Here is a 24,782-nt window from a genome sequence, read left to right on the forward strand (position 1 = left end):
GGTGATCATCTCGTCTAACAAAATTTATTGGTAATTTGTTTTTACGTATTTGATTCATGTACCTAATATACGTTTTCGTTGTGTGTAGCTTTCCAGAGTCTGCAACTTGATTTACGTGAAACGTTTTAAATACTTCGATTAATCCTCCTATATGGTCATAATCCGGGTGCGTTGCTATTACGAGATCAATCTGTTCAATATGATGCTGTTTTAAATATGTTACGACTTTTTTACCGGCCTTAGGTGGTCCTCCATCAATTAAAATCACTTTATTATTCGGAGTTTCAATTAAGATACTATCACCTTGACCTACATCGATAAAATGTACCTTCATTTCAGGCTGTAATCTACTATGTATATTTTTAGGAAATAAACCGAGCAGAATGGCTAATAATATAAGGAATACGAAATACTTATTCATCCTTGTCAACTATCCTTTTAAATTTTTTGTATTAGTTTTAACAAAAATATACGTTTTATGAACCGTCCTCCTATAAAAAGAGGATTTAAAATCGTATATATAAGGAATAAGAGTATAAAATACTATTTGTATTTGCACGAGCTCTTTTTATTTCGGTAGGAGATTGACAGGATGAAATTACAATTGACGGAAGGTGATATATTTGGGGAATAATAATTTTAAACCGTTTATACCGGCGACTGAGAAGCGCTCTGAATTCACTGTAGTAGCGATGATTATTGGTGCCATTCTTGCGATTGTTTTTGGTGCGGCAAACGCTTATTTGGGATTAATTGTCGGGATGACAGTATCAGCTTCTATTCCTGCAGCCGTTATTTCAATGGCTATATTACGCGTTATTATGAAGCGGACGTCAATATTGGAAAATAACATCGTTCAAACGATTACTTCAACGGGAGAGTCTTTAGCTGCTGGTGTTATTTTTACATTACCCGCATTGTTCATATGGCAACTAAGGCCAAGCTTAACTACTATTGCAATTATAGCTTTAGCAGGTGGGATTTTAGGTGTCGTACTTATGATTCCATTAAGACGAGCATTAATTGTTAAGGAACACGGTGTATTACCTTACCCAGAAGGTACAGCATGTGCAGAAGTATTAGTCGCCGGTGAAGAAGGTGGAAAAGGTGCAAGGCTGATCTTTAGCGGATTAGGTATTGGAGCTTTATTTAAGTTTATTGTTGATGCAATTAAAGCATTTCCTTCGTCCATTGAATGGGAAATATATAAATTTAAAAACGCTGCACTAGGGATGGACACATTGCCGGCACTACTAGGTGTAGGCTTTATAATTGGTCCCCGTATTGCTGGCATCATGTTTGCTGGTGCTGTTTTAGGATGGCTCGGTATCATTCCGCTTATTAGTTATATAGGGGATTTTGCACCAACTGCAATCTATCCCGGTACTGTACCAATTAGCGAGATGAATTACCACGAAATTTGGGGGAATTATTTACGTTATATCGGTGCTGGTGCAGTAGCCTTTGGAGGAATTATGGGACTTGTTAAAACCTTACCAACCATTTTTTCATCCTTTACCGAAGCGCTCAAAGGCTTCCAAGGAACGGATCGATCAGAACCGATACGAACTGACAAAGATATTCCAATGTCTTGGATCATTGGATTAACAGTTGCTTTTATCGGAATTCTTGTTTTCTATCCTTCTATAAAAGTCGGATTCGTTGGCGCTCTATTATTGCTCGTATTTGGTTTTTTCTTTGCAACTGTATCGTCACGTATTGTCGGTATTGTAGGGAGTTCTTCTAACCCTGTATCAGGGATGACAATTGCAGCATTAATTTTTATTACTTTAGTACTTTCAGTAATCGGCCAAACTGGTGAAGCTGGTATGGTTACTGCTATCATTATCGGGTCGGTAGTTTGTATAGCTGCTGCAATTGCAGGAGATACATCACAGGATTTAAAAACAGGATATATTGTGGGCGCGACACCAAAATGGCAGCAGATTGGGCAATTGTATGGCGTGCTTATTACGAGTATTGTTATCGGGTTCATACTCATTCTACTTGATAATGCTTATGGTTTCGGTTCAAGCGAGCTGCCTGCTCCTCAAGCAGTATTAATGTCTATGATCGTTGATGGTATTATGAATGGAGACTTACCATGGAATTTAATTTTTATAGGCATGGCTGCAGCTGCTGTTGTTGAGTTGTTTGGGATTGGTTCACTTCCATTTGCTGTTGGCTTGTATTTACCTATCCATTTAACTTCACCAATAATGGTCGGAGGGATTATTCGTGGTATTATTACACGTCAAAATAAACCGAGTGGAGAAGCAGTTCTGAAAGAGAAAACAGAGCGTGGAATATTACTTGCTTCTGGCTACATTGCCGGAGAAGCATTAATGGGTGTGCTCGTAGCACTCGCTGTTACAGCAGGTGTGGTGCTCCCAACGGACACAATTTTTGGCCCTATCGCAACGATTATTGCATTTATTGCAGTTGCCTCGTATTTATATTATACAGCGAGCAGAAACGTTACGAAATAACTGTACGGGGAACTGAATCATAAGGTATTCGTTTTAGTAACAATGAAACAATTGAATGAATTTCATAATTCCAAAAAGGATTTAAGGTGAAGATCACCAAAGATCTTCGAAAATATACAGTTCCAACTCGTCTGTGTGGAATCCGAATCCACGCAGACTCCTGCAGGAAAAGCAACAGCCGAAAATCCATTTAAAAGTTTTGAGAAAAACGTTTAAAATTAGTTGAGGCGGTGCCTGCGGAAAGCGGGGTGGATCCGGTTGGAACACAGCAGACCCAATCTAGCTTTAAATTTTTAAGTAGATTTTAAAATTCTGTTCTTTTGTGATTTTTTAAAAATGTCAATTATGAAATTGACTCAATTATAAAACAATTAGATTTAGCCGGCGTTTATTTAGTGCACTGTCTGGAGTTTTAATTTGAGAACTTCGTTATTAAAAAGGAAAAAATTGGAGTGTGCATATTCTGCCGCACTCCAATTTTTAACTAAAAATCCTTTTCCCTTTATTTAGTTGCTAAAGCTATTATAAAATCCTAACGGTTCTTCGTTTAAATTCATCTGTACCACTTTCGTTTCCAAATACTCATGCAAACTGTCTTTCCCTAAGTCACGGCCAAATCCACTTTGTTTGAAGCCGCCCCATGGTAATTGATTGTTTACAGAATGGTACTTGTTAATCCAAATCGTCCCAGATTTAAGCTGTTTTACGACGCGCATTGCTCGTGCAAAGTCTTTAGTAAACACAGCTCCTGCTAAGCCATACTTCGTTATATTTGCTAATTTAAGTGCTTCTTTCTCATCCTTAAATGTTTGTACGACTAGTACTGGCCCAAACACTTCCTCTTGGACAATTTCTAAATTTGCATCATCTGTTGAAAAGATAGTTGGTTCAATAAAGAAGCCTTTATTAAATGGTTCAGCAGTTAGTTGCTTTCCACCCGTTAATAATTGTGCACCATCTTTTTCTGCTTTATCGATCATTGTTAAAATCTTATTCATATGCTGGAGCGAAGAAACTGGCCCCATTTGCGTTCCGTTAGCTTGACCATTCCCAACAACAATTTGCTTAGCATGTTTAACAAGTGTTGATTTTAACTCATCAGCAATTGATTCATGAACAACTACACGAGAACCTGCAGAACATATTTGTCCCGCTCCTAAAAAGATTGCGAACAATATATATTCAGCTGTTTTTTCTATATCAGCATCTGGAAATACGAGAATAGGAGATTTTCCACCTAGCTCCAAAGTAACTTTTTTCATTGTTTGCAAAGCGTTAGTCATTACTTTCTTTCCTGTTTCTGTCCCGCCAGTAAAGGATACTTTATCAACTAACTGATGCGAAGCCATCATATCACCAATAGAACTGCCTGCACCTAGCACCAAATTGCAAACGCCCTTTGGTAAACCGGATTTCTCAAAGATTTCAAACAGTTTAATTGCTGTTAAAGGGGTGATTTCGGCTGGTTTAAAGACTGCCGTATTCCCAGCAGCTAAACAAGGTGCTAATTTCCATGCAGCCATTTGCAATGGGAAATTCCACGGAACAATTAAAGAACAAACACCAACTGGTTGTTTAATAACCATACTATCCAATGATTGATCAAAAGTTTCACCAAATGCAGTACGCGTCAAACCAGCATAATACCGAAAGGCATCTGCAGCAGTTTCTACGTCCGAGCTAGCCTCACCCAGTGTTTTTCCGTTATTCAATGATTCCAGCATTGCTAATTCTTCTTTGTTCTTTTCAAGCTCAGCTGCTATTTGTAAAAGAATTCGAGCACGTTCTTCTGGTCGTGTCGTACTCCAAACTCCAGAATCAAAGGCTTCTCTAGCTGCAATAATCGCTTTTTCTACATCCGCAACAGTTGCTTCTGTTACTGTTTTAAGAACTTCACCAGTCGCTGGATTAATAATGTCACGAGTATTATTACTTTCCGCTAATGTCCAATTACCGTCAATGTACATTTTTTCGACTGCCATTTAACACCAGCTCCTTAATTTTTCTTTATATCAAACGCGTAAATAAATTCATCCATACGTGGTTTAAAGTCCCAAGATTCGTTTAAACCATACAAGTCAAATTGCTGGAACAATGGAATCCACGGTAATTCATCTCGGAAAATTTCCAACGTTTCGCTATACAGCTCTTTACGTCTTTCTTGATCTAAAATTTCACTAGCTTCAATCGCAGCTTCCTCTAAGCGCTTGTGTGAAAAGTGAGTCGGATTCCATGCTCTTGGGTGTATAAATGCATTTCGGTATACTTCATCCGGATCAAATGTGAAGTTCCCCCAACCAACATAATACATTTGGTCATATTTATGGTTTCTAAAGCGACTTATGAAATCTTCCCAAGGTCTTACATCTACTACTAAATCAATACCTACTTCTTTTAGCTGTTCACGCATATTAAAACAAATTTCTTTGTCCTGTGTAAATCTACCATCTGGCACTTCTACTTTAACAGACACACCGTTTTCATACCCTGCTTCTTTAAGTAGCTGTTTCGCTTTTTCTGGATTATATTCAATTGGTTTTTTATTTTCATCTACACCAAAGGCTTGTGGATATACAGGACCTGCCAAAGGATATCCACATGAAACGAGTTCTTCATCTATAAACTTTTGTACATTGATCCCGTGGCTAATTGCATGTCTAATGCGTTTATCTCCTAAAATTTCGTGATTCGTATTAATTCCCATATAAATAATTCCGACACTTGGAGTACCAACAACCGTTACACCTTCTTTAGATTCAACCGCTTCTTTATCAAGTGGCGGGAAATTGGCTGCAACATCATAAGTGAAATCTGTAATCCCATTTACACGATCTACGCCATGTGGTACTGCATGGAATTCTAAGTATTCCATATCTGCTTTTCCTAGGAAGTAATTATCGTTTCGCTTTAAGTATACTTTACCTTCTTCACGTGCCCATTTTTCTAAAATAAAAGGTCCCGTCCCACTTGGACTTACAGCAAATGTTTCTTCGCCTTTTTCGTTGAAATACGTTTCAGAAATAATCATAAGTCCTGCAAGCTGAGCTAATAAGTTTGGATCTGGGCGATGTAGATTAACCTTTACTTTATAGTCATCTAAAATATCAACAGATACCATGGAATTAAATCGGCCTGCTGGAGGAAATATGTCACTTTTTGCTGGATCAACCATACGTTCAATAGAAAACTTAACATCTTTAGCTGTTAGTTTTTCACCATGATGGTAATAAACATCATCTCGTAAGTTAAAAATAATCTCCTTATCACTTACGTTTTCCCATGACTTAGCTAAATGTGGTTGAATCTCCATCTCTGTATTTCTACGTACTAAAGAATCATATACTTGTAATAAAATATTAGCTGTAGTCGTTTCAGAATGTGCAAATGGATCCATTGTTGATGCATCTGTTCCTTGTGCAATTACTAAAGTGTTTTCCATTAATAATTCTCCTCGTATAGTATATTTAGGCATTAATCTTAAGCCAATTTATTCTGATTCATTTTTGAGTTATACCGATTTTATAACTCCGTTATATCTTTCACTGCAATTCTTTAAGTATACTATTAATAAATGTACGTATTTTCTTTCGCCCATGATATAAACACTTCTTCGTCTTCGGTTAATGATAGTTTCTCAAATACTTCCGGTTGTATTTTACAGACCAGTGTTTTATCATGTGAAGCGGATTTCACTCCTACTGTATATATGGAGCCTACAAAGTGAATATATTCCACATGTCCTGACAAACAATTGTTATCTCCTATTGCTTGTTTTTCGTCTTTTTTAACGATTTGGGCATGCTCTGGTCGAAACATTATAACTTTATCAACATCTTTTGAAGTCTCCCGCTTAATTGCCTTCACGACCTCGCCAGTGCTTAAGCATGCCTCATAATTAGTGTCATTAACTTTAACATCAGTAACTGAAATCATATTCGTTTCCCCGATAAAATTAGCTACAAATGAGTTGCTCGGTTCACGATAAATTTCAGTAGGCGTACCTAATTGTGAAATTTCCCCATTATACATTACGGCTATTCTGTCGGACAAAACCATTGCTTCCTCTTGGTCATGCGTAACAAAGAGAGCTGTAAATTCATGCTTTTTCTGTAATTGTCTTATTTCAACACGCAAATATTGCCTTAACTTCGCATCTAAGTTACTCAAAGGTTCATCAAACAAAATTATCGCCGGATTTAAAACTAGAGATCGAGCAAGCGCTACTCTCTGTTGCTGGCCTCCTGATAATTGACTAGGCAATCGTTCTTCCAGTCCGACTAGTTGTACGGATTCCAATGCTTCCTTTACCTTTGATTCAATTTCTTGCTTAGGGGTTTTTTTACGTTTTAAACCGTATGCTACATTTTCAAATATGGTCAAATGCGGGAATAATGCATAGTTTTGGAAAACGAGTCCTATATCCCTTTTATGAGTAGGAATATTAGTGAGTTCTTTATCTGCAAGTTTTATAGAGCCACTAGTTGGATCAAGTAATCCAGCAATCATTCGTAATGTCGTGGTTTTCCCACAGCCACTAGGTCCTAATAACGAAATAAGCTCTCCTTGTTCGATTGTTAAATTCAAATGTTTAACAACTTGCGTATTACCATATTGTTTACATAAATCATTTATAACTAAGCGACCCATGCAATTACCTCCCTGTTAGTACAAGTCCTTTTTGTCAATAAACTTCATGCCGATCAAACCAAGTAGTACTGTGCCAATTATTAATAGTGATGATACTGCTGAAATTGATGGGTTTAAATTAAATTGGATATCCGAATAAATTAATAACGGTAAAGTTGTTACACTAGAACTTGTTAAAAATAACGCTACTACAAGTTCATCAAATGAAATAATAAATGCGAAAAACCCTCCTGCAATAAGTGCTGGTTTAATGAGTGGCAACGTCACTAAAAATACCGTTTTCAACGGTGATGCACCGAGTACTCTGGAAGCCTCTTCAACGGACGGATTAAGTCTCCCTAAGCTTGCTACGACAGATCGAACTACATATGGAATCGTTAACACACAGTGCGCCAAAATTAACCGCACGTATGCATTTGTTACTCCGAATTGACTAAATAACATTAACAATCCGATACCTAGCAGCAAGGACGGAACAATTAACGGAGAGATAAAGAGAGAGTTCATTGCCCCTTTTAATTTAAAGTTATAACGAACTACAGCAATGGATATCATTGTCCCAATGATTAGAGAAACTGCTGTTGCCACAACTGCAACAATGATACTATTTATGAACGGTTCGAAATACCTACCGTCTGTAATTACATATTCATACCACTTCAATGTAAATCCTTCTGGAGGAAATTTTAAGTAAGAGGTATTACTGAAAGATGTAATAATTACAATAAGAAGAGGCGCAACTAGAAACGAAAATACAAATATGTTAAAAATCCTAAAAAAACGAATAGGTTTCATTTAAAGTCCGCCCCCTTGATTTGATAACTTATTAACAGTTTTATTATAAATGGAAATAATCAACAATACAGCTATTAGTAAAATAACCGCAATCGCTGATGCATAAGGCCAATTTAATAAATTGATCGTTTGGTTATAAATTTCTGTTGCCATAACCGGAACTTTCGGTCCCCCGATTAATGCAGGTGTAATATAAAAGCTAATTGCTATTGAAAACACAAGTAACGTTCCTGCAAATATCCCTGGCATCGATAAAGGAAACGTAACTAACCAAAACGTTTTAAAAGGCGAAGCACCTAAATTTTCTGAAGCATGCTCTATATTCAAATCCATTCCAGCTAGTACAGGATAAAGAATAAGAACCATAAAAGGAAGTAATACATGCGTCATTGCTATTATTACGCCTAAAGGTGTATATAAAATCTCTATCGGTTCGCTAACGATTTGTAGAGCTACCAATACTTCATTGATAAGCCCCTTTTTGCCCATAATAACCATCCAACCAAAGTTACGAACAACAGCACTTGTAAGTAAAGGCAAAATTACTAACAGTAGCAAGAAATTTTGATACTTCGGTTTTGCTCGAGCAATTCCGTATGAAACAGAATATCCCATAATTAAGCATAAAACACTTGTTAAAAATCCAATCCATAACGTCCGCCATAAAATTTTTAAGTAATGGGTATCAGATAAAAAGCGAATATAGTTTTCTAGAATAAAGGCTGGTTCCATACCTGCTCCAGAATTCGCTTTAAAGAAACTAATAACAAATAATTGTCCAATAGGAACAATAAAAAAGAAAAGCATTACAATTAATCCTGGGATTAATAAAATCCATTGCGGTGAAATTCTTTTCTTCATTGCTTCACCTTCCTGTCTATTCAAATAATTTCAGTAAGGCAATTCAGTGTAACTCAAATTGCCTTACTAAAATCAAGTTGTTTTATTGTCCGATTAATTTACTCCAACGCTCTGTCCATTCGTCTTTGTTTGCATTCACTGTGTCCCAATCTAGATGCATTAGACTGTTTATTACATCTTCTCCATAAGGAATTACTTCTGCTAATTCATCCGAAATTTCAACGTTTTTATTTGTCGGTGAGAAGCCTGTTTGTTCTGCAAACGCTTTTTGAACTTCTGGGCGAAGTGAATAGTTAACAAATTCATTTGCCAAATCAGAATTTTGTGTACCATTTACAACTTGCATATTAATGAATGTAGCCATTGCACCTTCTTCAGGTATAACAAAACCAATCGGTTGACCTTGTTTGCTAAAGTTAAACGCGTAACCAGAATCATAAGGAGCAATTACAATTTCTTCTTGTGCAAATAAATTTCCTAAGTCAGGAGTTGTCGCAACTACCGCAGAAGAATGTGGCAGTAAGGATTCAACCTTCTCAAAACCTGGATCAATATTTGCTTCATCTCCACCATTCAATAATGCATTAATCGCTAAGAATTGAAGACCGAATGTATTTGAAATATCAATCAAAGCAAGCTTATCTTTGTATTGTTCGTCCCATAAATCTTCCCAAGACGTTGGCACTTCATCTACTAAATCTTTGTTGTATAAGATTCCAACTGCATCAAATGCGGTAGCAGGCCCATATTCGTGGCCTAACTTAGCGCTTTCATATAAATCAGCTAGATTCGTCACAATATCTGTATTTAATTCTTCAATTAATCCTTCTTTTGCAGCTTGTACTTCTTGACCTCCAGAGAACTGAACAACGTCAATTTCTGGTGCATCTTTTTGTGCTTTTAAACGTGCAAGGGCATCTGCTGAATAGAGTGTAATAACTTCAACCTCTGCATCAAATTCTTCCTCAAAAGGTTCAACGATCAGCTCCATTTGTGCAGCCTCATAATCGCCACCAAACGATGTTACAACTAACTTGTTATCCTTACTAGAATCGGAAGATCCACTTTCATTTGCTTCGTCATCATTACCACCACATGCCACTAAAAATAATGCGACAAATAACGTAATGACTACACCAAGAATGGATTTTTTCATAATTATTCCTCTTTTCTATTATTTTTTAATTTCAGCTTTGTTCACTAACCAGTTAAATAGCTTTACAGCGTGGTCTGACGTTTTATACATCATTTCCGGGTGCCATTGTACGGCGATAACATCTTCTCTGTTCGTAAAGGTAACAACCTCGACGATCCCATCTTCGGACGTGCCAATAACTTCAAGACACTCACCTAAGCGATTAATAGATTGATGATGTATACTATTCACTTGTAAATGCTCTCCCATAAGTGTTGTTACAAAATTATTCGCTTTTAAAGAAACGTTATGTACTGCTTTATCACGATCTTTTAAAATTAAATGTTCAATAGGAGTCTTTAATTCTGTATTTATATCTTTGTATAAAGAACCTTTTTGCAAAATATTCAATAGCTGCATACCACGGCAAACGAGTAGAATGGGAATATCTAATTGCAATGCTTGCTTTAATAATTCAAACTCATATTCATCCCGCTCATGCGATATACTTGAATCCTCTTTTAAATCGTTTTCATCATAATGCTTAGGATGAACGTCTTCTCCTCCGGCTAATACGAGCGCATCAATTGTTGCTAGCTGATGTTTAATATGTCCTTTCGGAACTACCGGCAGTAATGTTGGCACTGCTCCCGAACCTACAATTGATTCAACAAAATCATAACTAAACATAGAAAATTGTTGACCAGGTACACCTTTTATCCAACCTTGCTTATTCTGTTCAGAGGAAACAAAATAACCAGTTACACCTACATTTATAAGTTTGTCCCCCATACATTCACCTCATTAAATCCAAAACACTGAAGTTACTTCCTGGTGTTCTCCAGAAATTCATTTAGTTTAGCTGATGTTGAATTAATATGAGCTAACATGAGTTCATAAGCTTTATCAGCATTCTTGTCTTCTATAAAACGTAATAACATTACATGCTCTTCATAGCTTTTTTTGCGCACATATTCATTAAATGGCAGTAAATCCAATACAGGATTAACCTGTAAACGAATCATGCGTACAGCTTGTTGGAAGTAGATATTCCGCGAACATTTGGCAAGTTCTAAATGAAACCGAACATCCAGTGAACGAAATTCTTCACGGTTTTTTTCGTTTTCCATTTCTTTATTTATTCCATTTAATTCTTTTAATTGACTCTCTGTTATATGTTGAATCGCAAGTTTCACTACTTGTGGTTCAATCGTATTTCTATACTCAAAAAGTTGATCGTATTTATCTTTTTCTTTAACAACCTTTTCTCGAGTGCGATCAATATCTTTCGAAGTAAGAGGGAGTATGAATGTACCGCCCTTTGCACCACGCTTTTGCTCAATAAATCCTTCTTCCTTTAAAATAGCAATGGCATCTCGCATCGTAATTCGACTTGTATTAAAGAGCTTACATAGCTCTCGTTCCGGTGGCAATTGCTCGCCTGGCAACAATTCCTTTAAAACAATCGCCTCTTGCAACTGCTCAAAAATGTACGCGCTTACCTTCTTGGAATTAATATTTTGGAAAATGTCGACATTTTTCCATTTGCTTCCAGACAATTTTTATCATCCTTTTGGTGTATGGTTTAAACCTTATACCAATAGTAATATTAATTCTATAATTATGCAATAAAAATTTTGAAATTTTTTATTTTATAGTAAGAGCGCGCATAAAAAAACACGCTACATTTGAAATGTTTTCCCTTATATTTTCCCACAACCAAGCGATATAGAAATCGGTTCCCATCGGCAGCACTCCAATAAAAAAACCTTATAAATATTAGAATTCGCATGTCTAATATTTATAAGGCTTCGTTTATCTATATTTACTTTGAATTTTATGCTTTCTGTACAACAATCTCCGTATTCTCTCCTACAATGACGTTTACTTTTTCTATTGAATTTTCTTCCAAAATGAGATCTGTTAACTGGTCTTCAATTTTATCTTGTATGACTCTGCGTAACGGTCTTGCTCCGAAGCGAGGATCATAGCCAAGTCGTACAAGCTCTTTTTTGGCTTCTTCCGTTATTGAAATGGTAATGTTCTGATCCTCCATATTTTGCTGCAAGTCTGTCAACATTAAGTTGACTATTTTAAGCAAATGCTCTTCTTTTAATTCGTTGAATGTAATAATTGAGTCGAATCGGTTTAAAAATTCTGGCTTAAAATAATCGCTTAGATTTTCTAAAGTCGTTACGGAATCATGAGTCGAATTAAATCCAACATTAACTGGCTGCTTACCTGTTCCAGCATTACTTGTCATAATAATAACCGTTTCTTTAAAGCTAACCGTACGACCTTGAGAGTCGGTCAGATGACCATCCTCCATAATTTGAAGAAACATATTTTGCACATCTGGATGTGCTTTTTCAATTTCATCAAGCAAAAGTATGGAGTATGGATTATGACGAACTTGCTCCGTCAGTTGCCCGGCCTCTTCGTGACCAACATATCCTGGAGGGGATCCGATAATTTTTGAGACAGCATGTCTTTCCATGTATTCACTCATATCGAGACGAATTAACGAATCTCTCGTCCCAAATAATTCCTCAGCAAGAACTTTCGTAATCTCCGTTTTACCTACGCCAGTCGGTCCGACAAATAGGAATGAACCAATTGGTCGATCTTTCGATTTCAATCCTGCACGACTACGACGAATCGCTTTAGCAATTTTTTCAACCGCTTGATCTTGACCTATTATTTTAGCTAACAGGTTTTTTGCTAAATCTTTCATCTTCTTTTGTTCTTCAGCTTGAAGCTTTGTAACAGGGATCCCCGTTTTTTCTTCAACAATCTGTTCTATTGTTTCAATCGAAACTTCTACATTCGTTTCTTTTTTATTTTCGTTCGCTTTGTCAAGCTGTTTCTGCAATTGTATTTCCTGATAGCGTAAATTTGCTGCGCGTTCATAATCTTCCTGTTCAGCAGCCGCTTCTTTTTCTCGCACAATCTCATCTATTTGCTGTGCAATCGCATTCGAGTCTTTTGCAGCATTCGCTAGGTTTAAACGAGCACCTACTTCATCCATTAAATCGATTGCTTTATCTGGCAGAAACCGGTCCTGAATGTATCGATCGGATAAAGTAACAAATGCTCGAATTGCATCGTCTGGATAAGAAACTTCATGGAAGCTTTCATAACGATCTTTAATCCCATTTAAAATCAAAACAGCATCTTCAAGAGATGGCTCTTTTACAATAATTGGTTGGAATCTACGCTCCAATGCTGCATCCTTTTCAATTTTACGATATTCCTTTAAAGTTGTTGCACCAATTAACTGAAGTTCACCTCTCGCAAGTGCAGGCTTTAAAATATTACCTGCATCCATTTGAGAGCCTTCAGCAGTCCCAGCACCGACAAGTAAATGTATTTCATCCACAAAAAGGATAACATCCTGTCTTGCTTGAAGTTCTTCAATAAGCTGTTTCATACGTTCTTCAAACTGTCCGCGGATGCCAGTATTTGCTACAAGAGATGCAACATCTACTAAATAAACACTTTTATTCATCAGCTTTGCAGGAACATCTCCTTCGACAATTTTAACTGCAAGCCCTTCTGCTATCGCTGTCTTACCAACACCAGGTTCACCGATTAACACTGGGTTGTTTTTGTTTCTTCTATTCAATGTTTCGATTACACGCTTAATTTCTTGATTTCGTCCTATGACTGGGTCAATCGCTCCGCTCTTTGCTTCATCTGTAATATTTTTCCCTAGTTGGTCAAGCAATCCATTTCTTTCATTTGATTGTCTTTCTTTTGTCCTTGCTGTTGCTTGTCCTTTTCCGTGATTCGTTGAGAAATGATTGGCAAACATTTCATCATTAAAGAAGCTTCCGGAATTCGTCATTTGCTTTTGAACTTGTCTAAAGCATGCGTTACAGACGTGCATTTGGATTTTTTCCTGATTTAATTGAACAGTCATATTTACCGATGCTTCATTTACTCCACATTGCTGACATTTCATAAAAAATTCCTCCCTTTTAAATTTAATATTGTATATGAATTTACCACTTTGACTTTGACTATATTTGACCTTTGATTTTATTATACTTTGATCTATTTTGACTTTCAAGTATTTAACTCACGTTTTATAAAATTTAATTGTTTTTTCATAGTTCATCCCATTTAATAATTGCACTTAGCCCTAAAAAAAAAGAGAAAGTACCTTGCTTTAAACTGTAGACTAAAATACCGATATATTTCATTATTTTTGTATTAAATATTTTATTTAGCGTACACTTTCTAAGGAATTCAAAAAAAAATAATAATATTTGTTGACTTTTGATACATAACCGTTAGAATAGTAATTGCAATTGATATTCATTATCAATTATACCTACATATTTGAAAGGAGTAAACAAATGAAATCCAAACTATTTATAGGCTTCATTGCCATGATTTCAATAATTATTTTAGGAGCTTGCGGAGGAGCCTCGGAGGAGGATACCGATACTTCTGAATCCGATACTACATCTGAAGAACAAGTGACACAGGATAAGGAACAAGGAGAAATAAACTTATATACAGGACGTCATTATGATACAGATGATCAGTTATATGAGGAATTCACTAAAGAAACAGGTATAAAGGTAAATGTTATAAAAGGAAAAGACGATGAATTAATCGCTCGGCTAGAACGGGAAGGCGAAGCATCCGAAGCCGATCTATTTATAACTGCCGATGCCGGACGATTGCATCGAGCAAAATCAAAGGATCTGCTGCAATCCGTAGACAGCGATATTTTAGCTGAAAATATTCCTGAAAAGTATAGAGACGATGACAACACTTGGTTCGGATTAACAAAGCGTGCTCGTATTATTGCTTACGATAAAGATCGTGTTCGTCCTGAAGATATACAGTCCTATGAAGACTTAACGAAAGAAGCGTTTAAAGGGAAAGTGTTAATACGTTCATCTGAGAACGTTTATAACCAGTCGCTTGTCGCTTCCTTTATCGTTGAGAACGGCGAGGAAGAAGCAAAAAAATGGGCACAAGGTATTGTGAACAACATGGCACGTGAACCAAAAGGCGGAGATAGAGATCAGGCAATTGCGATCGTAGCCGGCGAAGGTGATGTAGCTGTAATGAATACGTACTATTTAGGTCTTATGCTAAATAGCGAAGAAGAAGAACAAGTAAAAGCAGCAGAGCAACTAGGAGTTATCTTTCCAAACCAAGATACAACAGGAACCCATGTCAATATAAGTGGAATTGGTTTAACTGCAAGCAGTAAAAATAAAGATAATGCGATTAAATTCATGGAATTTTTAACAACTGAAGATGCCCAAAAGCTATTTTCAGGAGCAAATTATGAATACCCTGTTAACCCATCCGTAGAACCTGCCGACTTATTAAAGTCATGGGGAGAGTTTAAGGAGCAGGATGTTGAACTTACAGAGCTAGGTGAAAATAATGAGCAAGCAATAAAAATTATGAATGAAGTAGGTTGGAAGTAATTGTTAAAAGTGTTGTACTATTTTTAGTACAGCACTTTTTTAAGTATACAAGACGATTGAGAACTGTTATCATTAGGATGGAACTTATTTAAATAAACTTTTGCTCTGTCAAATTCAAGGGAAGTGTCATTTTTTGAAGCTGTTTCGAAAGTTTCCTGGATATTTAAATTTATGGACCTTCTTTAGCTTTATCATCGTGCTATTGATCCTAATGCCTAACGTCTCAATTTTACTAAGCTTCTTTACGGAGAAAACAACGAACTGGCAGCATATTCAGGAATATATTCTACCAACTTTGTTAAAAAACACATCTATAATTATCGTTTTTACAGGCGTATTATCTATTTTAATTGGTACAAGTTTAGCCTGGCTTGTCTCGGCGTATGATTTTCCATTGAAGCGCTTTTTTAAATGGGCTTTAATTTTACCATTAGCCATACCACCTTATATTGCAGCATACACTTATAATGGAATGCTAAATTATACCGGCATCATCCAATCTACCTTGCGAAATCATTTTAACATTCAAGTAAAGCAAGCCTATTTTGATATTATGACGCTGCCTGGGGCAATATTTATATTTACTTTGTTCCTATATCCGTATGTATATATGATTACGCGCGCATTTTTGGCAAATCAGTCCGCATCGCTAGTCGAAAATGCACGACTTTTAGGAAGCAATTCATTTGAAGTTTTCTTTAAGGTCGTACTTCCGATTTCCCGTGGCGCAATAATAGGCGGCGTTAGCCTTGTTTTATTAGAAGTATTGAATGATTATGGTGTTGTACAGTACTTTGGTGTACCAACCTTTAGTACGGCCATCTTTCAAACGTGGTTTGGAATGAGTGATTTAAATGCAGCGATAAAATTATCGGCAACTCTTATGTTTATCGTTTTTCTTATTTTAATTTTAGAACGAATATTACGCGGAAGAAAAAAATATAGCTACGCTTCACCTAAGGTACGCCCGCTTACCCCGATTCAATTAACTGGTGTGCGCGCATGGACTGCATTTACTTATTTATTAATTATTTTTATGCTTGGTTTTATCGTCCCCTTCACGCAGCTATTCAGTTGGATGGTGCTTACTTTTAATAAAATTGCCGACCCAATTTTCATTACATTAGTATCTAACTCTTTAATCGTTGCTACGATCGGTTCATTAATGATTGTTGTTTTTGCTGTAATTATTGCAAACTTTGCCCGAATGCATAAAAGTGTGCTTTCTAAATTATCGGCACGAGTTATTATTCTTGGTTATTCGATTCCTGGTGCAGTCATAGCTGTCGGCATTATTACTGTTTTTATTAAAACAGATCAACTGCTTTTTTCATTTTACGAAGCAATTGGAAAAGAACCGATTCTATATTTAAGCACAAGCTTGTTTATGCTTATTTCTGCTTATGTAATTCGTTTTCTAGCTGTCGGCTTTAATGCTATCGAATCTGGCTTCGATAAAATTGGTAATAAATATTCTGAAGCATCCAGAACACTAGGGCACGGAGTAACGAAAACCTTTTTCAAAGTCGATCTACGTTTAATTAAAGGTGCAATTTTCAGTGGGTTTATTCTATCTTTTATTGAAATTTTAAAGGAATTGCCGTTAACGTTAATTTTACGACCGTTTAATTTTGATACATTATCGACAAAAGCGTTTCAATACGCAAGCGACGAGCAAATACATGAAGCTTCATTAGCTTCAATTGTAATTGTTATCGTAAGTGGAATCGCCATTTATATTTTCCACCATTTTCTAGAAAGGGAGCCTCAATAATTATGTATATTACTATTGAAGACCTTCGTTTTTGTTACGGAAATAAAGATCATATTATAAACAATTTTAATTTAACGATAGAAAAAGGAGAAATTGTTTCCATCCTCGGTGAGAGTGGCAGTGGAAAGAGTACAATTCTTCGGTTGCTTTCAGGTCTTGAGACGCCCTGTTCTGGAGCAATTAAAATAAATAATGAAGTTATTGTAGATGATCTCCACTTTGTCTTACCTGAAAAACGAGGAATCGGTATGGTATTTCAGGATTACGCCCTATTTCCTCATATGAACGTAGCGGAGAATGTACAATTTGGCTTAAAGCGCCTGTCGAGAAAAGAAAAGAAACAAAGAGTTAATGAAGTACTTAATCTCGTGAAAATGGAAAAGTTTGCAAAGCGCTATCCGCATGAACTAAGTGGCGGCCAGCAACAAAGAGTTGCTCTAGCTCGGACACTTGCCCCGAAACCAAAGCTATTGCTTCTGGATGAACCTTTTAGTAACTTAGATGCTGACTTGCAAATTAAGATTCGAAACGAATTAAAAGATATTATAAAAGCTACTGGAATTACGTCTTTATTCGTAACACATGATCGCGAAGATTCACGTGCGATTGCTGATCGTATTATTACAATGCGCGATGGAGCGGCTTATGAATGGGAATCTATTTGTACAACGAATCCCGCCCCACCGATTGCCGAGAAAAAGTTTGAGGAATTTGAAGTAACAATAAACTGAGTCAGAATTGCCATTTTAAAAAAACACAAAAGAACATAATTTTAAAATCCTCTTAAAAATTTAAAGCGAGATTGGGTCTGCTGTGTTCCATCCGATCCACTCCGCTTTTCGCAGGCAACGCAACACCCACAAATACGTGACTCAATCGATTTTCGGCTGTTGCTTTTCCTGCAGAAGTCTGCGTCGATCTAGATTCCACACAGACGAGTTGGTGTTGCTATGCACCCTCTGTTTCTTGGTTGAATGCTGTATGAATTCGATCAACTGCTAATTTAGATGCATTGTACATTAAGGTGACTATATCAAAATGATTTTTTGCTCGTTTACCTAACATTGTTTAATTGCAAGAACTCTTTAAGATTCGCATTAATTCGTTCAACGGCTGTACGTCGATTATAGATAATTTCCCAAGCTTATGATATGATCCCCGATCTGGAGCTAATATATTTTCAGTGTCGCGCGTTTCGCACACGATATTGCGCGTACACACGAGTAAAAACAATATAAATAAACGCCAGCTAAAGCCCATAAAGTGCTGGAGATAACTTTTCTTTTAACACGAGGTCGTCCAAACTTTTAAATGCATACCCTTCTTTACGTAAATCGGTTATCATTTTTTCAAGCGCCGCAGCATTATCAGAGGAGACGGTATGCAGCAAAATAATCGCACCCGGATGAATCTGGTCCATTAATTGATCATAAGCATAATTCCATCCTTTTTGCTTATTTGTCTCCCAGTCTTTAAAAGCAAGGGACCAAAAGATATGAATATAGCCTAGTTCATTAGCCCACTGCAATGTTTGCTCACTAAATGTGCCGCGCGGAGGGCGTAAATATTTCATCATTTTTTGATTCGACACTTCAGCGACTGCCGCCTCCAATGCTTGCAGTTCTTGTTTAATTGCCTGCTTATTTATTTCTGTAAAGTCAGGATGGTGGTAAGAATGATTGCCTATGATATGACCTTCCTCAACCATACGCTTAACGAGTTCTGGCTCTTCCTGTACATAATGACCTGTAACAAAAAAGGTAGCAGGCACGCGCGCTTTTTTTAATACGTTTAAAATCGACTCCGTATAGCCTTGTTCATAACCGTTATCAAATGTTAAATAAACCGCTTTTTCTCCAGACGTATCCGCATAATACGCACCATGCTTATTTAGTAATTGTTCATACTTCCCTATTTCCGGAATTTTGTGTTCCGTATTTTTCTTATAGCCCCACCCATAGCTCGCAGCGTTACTTTCACTCTGTTGAATAAAAAACGAAAAAAACAAAACTGCTGTAAATACAAAAACATTGAACGTTTTCTTCATACCAACCCACCTATTTTTCACCTTACTTTTTCCATTCGATCGAGTTTTATTCATACGTAGAGCGCCATTAAAATAGTTTAGCAAATACAATTAATTTTATAAAATACAAATCGACTAAACATTTGCCCTATACAATAAACAGATAGTAGCATAACGTATCGTATACAGTACTATACTTATTCATTTTCATAAGGTTGTTCTTCGTGGGTAGCATTATATTATTGTACTCATCATGTGAAAGCTTATGAAATAATTGTATAAGTAAATAGAGAGGATGAGCACTATTTTAAAATGGTCTGAAATTCCATATGGAGGAGAAAAACATCCGCCGCGTAACCCTGTTGATCCTACTGCAAGTTCCTGGCCGATGCACTATTTGACTTTTAAGGACAATCGCTTTTTTGGACCAGATGGAGAAATACAATTTACAATTCGTCATCCTAATACAATAGATTGGAACCGTCAGCTACGAATAGTTCATCGTACTTTAAGAACGATTACACCAGAGCAAATTGAAATTGCGAATTATTGGGGAACAGGTGCTGCAACGAAACAGTGGTCCCCTATCATTGATCGCCTAATTGACACATATTCTCTTACACCTACTAGAGCAGCAAGAGTTTTAGCGGCTGTGCAAGCAGGAATTAACGATACATTTGTTGTAGTTTGGCATTACAAATATTTATGGAATATCGCTCGGCCAATTCAGTATGATCAAGATTTACAGCCTATTATATGTACACCGAGATTTCCAACCTACGTATCGGGTCATGCTGCAGTTTCAGGATGTGTTCAAACGATTTTAAGCTACTTTTTCCCAGCTGAAGCGAATCGACTTAAAACACTTGCGGAAGAAAATGCCCTGTCACGTCTATATGGGGGCGTTCATTTTCCAATCGATAATGAGGAAGGATTACGACTTGGCAGACAAATCGGAAATGTTATTACAAAGATATTAGAGCAAGAACAGACGGTAGATGGATCACAAGTAGATGTGATTTACGATAAAAGCAAGCAAGCTAAATTACAGCCACCGCCATACACACAGGCCATTCCCTTTGATTTCGATGAAACGTGCACCTCCAGAACACGCCATGGAAAGATAGAAAAAGACTCCGTGTCAATACCACACCCAAAGCTCTATATATAAAACAAAATGTAAAATTAGGAAAAGTGATATTGTTTGCAACTTAGAAGAGTTACGCAAATAAGAATCACCCTTCATTGATCGATTGAAGGGTGAGTTTACTTTATAATAGGATTGAAGCAATCCAGCCAAACAAGATGAGTGGGATGTTATAATGTAAAAATGTCGGTACACAAGTGTCCCAAATATGATTATGCTTACCGTCAGCATTTAATCCCGATGTTGGTCCAAGTGTGGAGTCAGATGCTGGTGAGCCAGCGTCCCCTAATGCTCCTGCTGTTCCTATTAGCGTTGCAGTGGCAATCGGTGAAAAACCTGCAGCTAAGCAAATAGGCACATATAAAGCAGCAATAATAGGTATCGTTCCAAACGAAGAACCAATCCCAATTGTTACAACTAATCCGACTAGCAATAATATAAGTGCGATAACTGCTTTCCCATTATTATCAAGAAATCCTGAAGAAGATTCGATTAACGCATCTACTGCACCCGTTTCTTTTAAAATATTTCCGTATCCAGATGCAACAAGCATTACAAATGCAATTAATCCCATCATGCCAATACCTTCAGCAACAACTTTTTCGCCTTTTTTAAATGGAACAACAAAAAATATAAACATTAAAACAATACCTGTGAGCGCTCCTGCAATTAAGTTTTTAGTAATGAGCTGTACTGCTAGAGCACCTACGATAGCTACAATTGTTAGCACATGTTTACTATTAAATGTAACTACTTCTTGTTCCATAGAAGCAGCTAGAGTTTCCTCATCATTTTCTCGTGGTTTTCGATCTTTCCGATACGTAATAAATACGGCGATAAGTAATCCTGCAATCATTCCTGCTCCAGGAATGAGCATTGAATAAGCCACTTCATTCATTGTTACTTCGACACCATTTTCCTCCATGCTTGAAAAAATAATCCCATGAAAGATAAGCCCAAATCCAGCAGGAATCATAATATAAGGAGCTTTTAAGCCGAATGTCAATGCAGTAGCAACCGCACGACGATCCAAACGCATATTATCAAAAAGTTTAAGCAATGGCGGAATAAGAATTGGAATAAATGCAATATGAACTGGTACTAAATTTTGAGACATCGATGCAACACCTGCAATAGCAAGCACCATCATTGTCTTCTTCCCCGTTAATATTTTGATTAAGTAGTTTACAAGAATCGTCGTTATACCTGAATAACTTATTGCGACGGCAAATGCGCCCAGCAAAATATAGCTCAGCGCTGTGTTTGCTTGTCCCCCCATACCACTTACTAGCATTTCTATTGATTCAACGACAGATAACCCAGACATCAAACCAGCCACGATCGCTGCTGCAATAATGGCAATCATTACGTTTACACGTAATAAACTAAGGATCGTCATTACTAATACTGAAACAACTACAACCCATTCCATTTTTCGCTTCCCCTTTATCGTTTTATTTAACACTCTACTAGGATAAAGTATAAAACGATAAAAATCAACTACTATTTGCATTTTATTTCCAAATTTTAGCGAAATTTGTTTGGTAAATAAAGGTTATATTTAGTTGCTATTTCGAACTACAAGGGGCATCTGAACTTATTTCATATAAACCAGGCCATATACGCACTTCGATTTAATGACATATGCGATAGTTGGAGTAGGCACTCACTTAAGTTGAAAAGAAAATGATATGTGATCTTGTATCGGTATCCAAGCTCCAATTCCTTGTTTTGTTACATTTTTAATAACAATAGATTTATTCGACCCTTTTAACTCAATATACACCTCTCCAAACGTAACTTGTCCTTTTTCATTCACTGCTGGGGCATATGCTTGAAGTGTTCCATATTTCTCAGGTGGAATATTATACGTGTTTTCCTTTTTCGTATTCTCCCCTATTGTCGTATGAAAAGATAAAGGTAAGTTCGTTTTTTCCTTTGCCGTTAATAGCATCATTTTTTTAATATCATGAGGATTCATTATTTTGTTCGTTAACGCACCCTTTATTTCTTTTTTACTTTGCTGATTATAATAAATTTCTTTCGCTTGATTTCCACTTGTGTTATTCGCCTCATTTTTATTAATGTGCTGAAATTCCCAATTTATGTTCGTTTCCATTGATTTATAATTAATTGGCCACCTGCCGAGATAAATCATACCTCGATAGCCTATAGCCAGTGGAGACGGCTTTAACGTTGTTTCATTTAACATCTTAATTAAATTTTGATTTTTTATTGGAATATCTATATCGTCCATTAAGCTTTTTGTTAATGTGCTCGGTTCAACGATCTCTTGATCCTCAGTTGAATTTGGAAATGTATTCTCTTTTGAAATAGGTAATACGTGACTTGGTATATCATAATCACTTGTCGATTGCTTTTTTTCCTCACCGAAACTTAATATTGGAAATAAAAATATCGAAACAATTACGGCTACTGTGCTTATATTTATTTGCTTAATCACTTGTCCGAATCCTCCTTTTTTGTTAGTTTTTTCGGACAGGCAGAAATTATACATTTTTTCTATTTTTAACAGCGAGCAATGCAATCATTTCAAAGATAATATTTGATGCAAGCGAGGAAGTAATCTCACTGTGATCATACTTAGGCAGAACTTCAACTAAATCAAAGCCGACAAATTGTATATCTGTAAGCCCTCTAATCAGCTGTAATGCCTCACGTGACAATACCCCTCCAACTTCTGGTGTTCCTGTTCCTGGAGCGAACGCTGGATCGATAAAATCAATATCAAATGTCATAAATACTGGTTTATCGTTCACACGATTTTTAATTTCCTTAATCACATCAGCAATTCCCATTGCATAAAATTCATCTGCTGAAATAACTTGAAATCCGAGCTCTTTAGAATCGTCAATCTCTTCCGGACCATCTAGAGAACCTCGCATCCCAATTTGAATAGAATATTCTGGATCTATTAAACCTTCTTCCACGGCTCGCCGAAATGGTGTCCCATGTGTATATTTTTGGCCTAAATGCACATCTCCAACATCTGTATGTGAATCAAACTGAACTATCGCAACCTTTCCGTACGTTCTATTAATTGCTCTAAGCTCTCCTAATGTAATGGAATGGTCGCCGCCCAACACAATTGGTATGACTTTGGCTTGGCATAACGGATATATTACTTCCTCAATTTTTTTATACGTTTCTTGAATATCTCCTGGAAGTACTGGTACATCTCCGAAATCTACGCCAGACACATAATCAAAAACATTAATTTGATGATACGGTGAATACGTACGGACTAATGGTGAAGCACTTCGAATTGCCTCTGGTCCGTATCTTGCACCTGGTCGATAAGATGCAGCATTGTCAAAAGGAACACCTACAATGGCAAAGTCAACATTTTGCGTCTCCTGTTTATACGGCAAACGCATAAATGTACGAATTCCAGTAAAACGGGGATTTAACGTTGGATCAATTGGGCGATATTTTTTCATAGAACCCTTCCTTTCATTCCTTTTAATATGTATAAAAATATGATAAGTCTATTTTGTTGTAACCGGATGGAACATAGCTCACTTACGTCAGGCGCTTCACGCTGTCACTATGTTTCTCATCAAGACGAGTATACGTTAAGAAGTGGAATCCGGGTACACGAAGACTCCTGTGGAAAAAGCAACAGTTGAAAATCCCATAGGAAGCGCACTTTGCTTCCGAGGAAGTTGAAACGTTGCCCACGGAAAGCGAAGTGTAACCGGATGGAACATAGCTCACTTACGTCAGGCGCTTCACGCTGTCACTATGTTTCTCATCAAGACGAGTATACGTTAAGAAGTGGAATCTGGGTACACGAAGACTCCTGTGGAAAAAGCAACAGTTGAAAATCCCACGGGAAGCGCACTTTGCTTCCGAGGAAGTTGAAACGTTGCCCACGGAAAGCGAAGTGTAACCGGATGGAACATAGCTATACAACAGAGTTTGTGCCTTTTTTTGCTAATCAAAGGGGATGCGGTGATATTGGGTACAAAAAAAGTACTCCCTCGAATCTTATATAATGGCAGTTAATTGAAACAAACCAAAAGATACTAGAAGTACTTCTTATTTTGTATTATACGGTACGAACATTTAAATAGCATCCATAAATATCCACTCGATTGAGTCACGTATTTGTGGATGTTATTTAAAGAAGTTAAAAAACCTCTCTTTGTATTCGTTAATTTTAGTATTGATTCCTACCGACCGCAGTAGATATACACTACGCTTAATTCTTTCAAAGTAAATTGAGATATGATATTTTTCATTTAAGGACCTCTTTTCTTTAGTTAGTTGTGTTGTCGTAACTTAACTATACAAAAGAGGGTCCTTTTTTTCATGGAACACGACTAAATTATCCCTAGATGATGTACCCACTCCCAGTTGATTGTAACGGAAGGTGGTGACTCCTGCGGGAATAGCACGCGTCTGAAGACCCTGCAGGAAGTGGTTTTC

The 24,782-nt window shown here is 36.8% G+C and carries 19 protein-coding genes and 1 pseudogene; 5 read left to right on the plus strand and 15 right to left on the minus strand.

Features of this window, described 5'->3' with window-relative positions; genetic code table 11:
• Positions 1-421: MBL fold metallo-hydrolase (locus ACLIBH_RS12715; RefSeq protein ID WP_439317088.1), on the minus strand; the 421-nt coding region annotated here is incomplete at its 3' end.
• Between the two features lie 202 nt (positions 422-623).
• Here ACLIBH_RS12715 and ACLIBH_RS12720 point away from each other — a divergent pair.
• The gene (locus ACLIBH_RS12720; protein WP_439317089.1) at positions 624-2,489 is read left to right on the plus strand and encodes an OPT family oligopeptide transporter; all 1,866 of its coding nucleotides are present in this window, start codon (positions 624-626) and stop codon (positions 2,487-2,489) included.
• A 506-nt stretch (positions 2,490-2,995) separates the two neighbouring features.
• Here the strand turns inward: ACLIBH_RS12720 and ACLIBH_RS12725 are convergent.
• The 9 genes from ACLIBH_RS12725 to ACLIBH_RS12765 form a co-directional block, all read right to left on the minus strand.
• Positions 2,996-4,471 carry an aldehyde dehydrogenase family protein gene (locus ACLIBH_RS12725; RefSeq protein WP_439317090.1) on the minus strand — a complete coding sequence of 492 codons (1,476 nt, stop codon included), beginning with the start codon at positions 4,469-4,471 and terminating at the stop codon, positions 2,996-2,998.
• 14 nt (positions 4,472-4,485) lie between these two features.
• Complete coding sequence (locus tag ACLIBH_RS12730; protein ID WP_439317091.1) at positions 4,486-5,928, minus strand: ABC transporter substrate-binding protein; 1,443 nt, start codon at positions 5,926-5,928, stop codon at positions 4,486-4,488.
• A gap of 125 nt (positions 5,929-6,053) precedes the next feature.
• Positions 6,054-7,136: an ABC transporter ATP-binding protein gene (locus ACLIBH_RS12735; protein WP_439317092.1), complete on the minus strand. Its 1,083-nt coding sequence runs from the start codon at positions 7,134-7,136 to the stop codon at positions 6,054-6,056.
• 15 nt (positions 7,137-7,151) lie between these two features.
• Positions 7,152-7,799 (minus strand): ABC transporter permease, encoded by a 648-nt coding sequence (locus ACLIBH_RS12740; RefSeq protein WP_439317093.1) that lies wholly within the window; start codon positions 7,797-7,799, stop codon positions 7,152-7,154.
• Between the two features lie 132 nt (positions 7,800-7,931).
• Positions 7,932-8,792: an ABC transporter permease gene (locus ACLIBH_RS12745; RefSeq protein ID WP_439317094.1), complete on the minus strand. Its 861-nt coding sequence runs from the start codon at positions 8,790-8,792 to the stop codon at positions 7,932-7,934.
• Between the two features lie 82 nt (positions 8,793-8,874).
• Complete coding sequence (locus tag ACLIBH_RS12750) at positions 8,875-9,948, minus strand: extracellular solute-binding protein (RefSeq protein WP_439317095.1); 1,074 nt, start codon at positions 9,946-9,948, stop codon at positions 8,875-8,877.
• 18 nt (positions 9,949-9,966) lie between these two features.
• Positions 9,967-10,719 (minus strand): gamma-glutamyl-gamma-aminobutyrate hydrolase family protein, encoded by a 753-nt coding sequence (locus ACLIBH_RS12755; protein ID WP_439317096.1) that lies wholly within the window; start codon positions 10,717-10,719, stop codon positions 9,967-9,969.
• A 32-nt stretch (positions 10,720-10,751) separates the two neighbouring features.
• The gene (locus ACLIBH_RS12760) at positions 10,752-11,486 is read right to left on the minus strand and encodes a FadR/GntR family transcriptional regulator (RefSeq protein ID WP_439317097.1); all 735 of its coding nucleotides are present in this window, start codon (positions 11,484-11,486) and stop codon (positions 10,752-10,754) included.
• 278 nt (positions 11,487-11,764) lie between these two features.
• Positions 11,765-13,891: an AAA family ATPase gene (locus ACLIBH_RS12765; protein ID WP_439317098.1), complete on the minus strand. Its 2,127-nt coding sequence runs from the start codon at positions 13,889-13,891 to the stop codon at positions 11,765-11,767.
• Positions 13,892-14,288: 397 nt separating this feature from the next.
• On the opposite strand from ACLIBH_RS12765, the gene ACLIBH_RS12770 reads away from it, so the two are divergent.
• The 3 genes from ACLIBH_RS12770 to ACLIBH_RS12780 all read left to right on the plus strand — a co-directional run bounded on the left by ACLIBH_RS12770 (position 14,289) and on the right by ACLIBH_RS12780 (position 17,888).
• Positions 14,289-15,383 (plus strand): Fe(3+) ABC transporter substrate-binding protein, encoded by a 1,095-nt coding sequence (locus ACLIBH_RS12770; RefSeq protein WP_439317099.1) that lies wholly within the window; start codon positions 14,289-14,291, stop codon positions 15,381-15,383.
• Positions 15,384-15,594: 211 nt separating this feature from the next.
• Positions 15,595-17,157, plus strand: coding sequence for an ABC transporter permease (locus tag ACLIBH_RS12775; RefSeq protein ID WP_439317105.1), 1,563 nt, complete (start codon positions 15,595-15,597; stop codon positions 17,155-17,157).
• Positions 17,158-17,159: 2 nt separating this feature from the next.
• A complete protein-coding gene (locus ACLIBH_RS12780; protein WP_439317100.1) occupies positions 17,160-17,888 on the plus strand; it encodes an ABC transporter ATP-binding protein in 729 nt (242 codons plus the stop codon).
• 217 nt (positions 17,889-18,105) lie between these two features.
• On the opposite strand, the pseudogene ACLIBH_RS12785 reads toward ACLIBH_RS12780, so the two are convergent.
• Both ACLIBH_RS12785 and pdaA read right to left on the minus strand, forming a co-directional pair.
• A pseudogene (locus tag ACLIBH_RS12785) lies at positions 18,106-18,301 on the minus strand (IS5/IS1182 family transposase); the annotation flags it as partial.
• A 105-nt stretch (positions 18,302-18,406) separates the two neighbouring features.
• Positions 18,407-19,204, minus strand: a complete 798-nt coding sequence (pdaA, locus tag ACLIBH_RS12790) for a delta-lactam-biosynthetic de-N-acetylase (RefSeq protein WP_439317101.1) — start codon at positions 19,202-19,204, stop codon at positions 18,407-18,409.
• Between the two features lie 274 nt (positions 19,205-19,478).
• Here pdaA and ACLIBH_RS12795 point away from each other — a divergent pair, with 274 nt between their 5' ends.
• Complete coding sequence (locus ACLIBH_RS12795; protein ID WP_439317102.1) at positions 19,479-20,354, plus strand: vanadium-dependent haloperoxidase; 876 nt, start codon at positions 19,479-19,481, stop codon at positions 20,352-20,354.
• 100 nt (positions 20,355-20,454) lie between these two features.
• Here the strand turns inward: ACLIBH_RS12795 and ACLIBH_RS12800 are convergent, their stop codons facing one another.
• The 3 genes from ACLIBH_RS12800 to speB all read right to left on the minus strand — a co-directional run bounded on the left by ACLIBH_RS12800 (position 20,455) and on the right by speB (position 23,791).
• Positions 20,455-21,762, minus strand: coding sequence for a Na+/H+ antiporter family protein (locus ACLIBH_RS12800; protein ID WP_439317103.1), 1,308 nt, complete (start codon positions 21,760-21,762; stop codon positions 20,455-20,457).
• Between the two features lie 234 nt (positions 21,763-21,996).
• Entirely contained in the window at positions 21,997-22,791 is a 795-nt protein-coding gene (locus ACLIBH_RS12805; RefSeq protein WP_439317106.1) for a YfkD family protein, read from the minus strand.
• A gap of 49 nt (positions 22,792-22,840) precedes the next feature.
• Positions 22,841-23,791: an agmatinase gene (gene speB / locus ACLIBH_RS12810; protein ID WP_439317104.1), complete on the minus strand. Its 951-nt coding sequence runs from the start codon at positions 23,789-23,791 to the stop codon at positions 22,841-22,843.
• Between the last annotated feature and the right edge of the window lie 991 nt (positions 23,792-24,782).

The organism is Virgibacillus sp. W0430 (assembly GCF_051846935.1).
Classification (GTDB): Bacteria; Bacillota; Bacilli; order Bacillales; family Amphibacillaceae; genus JBPYCR01.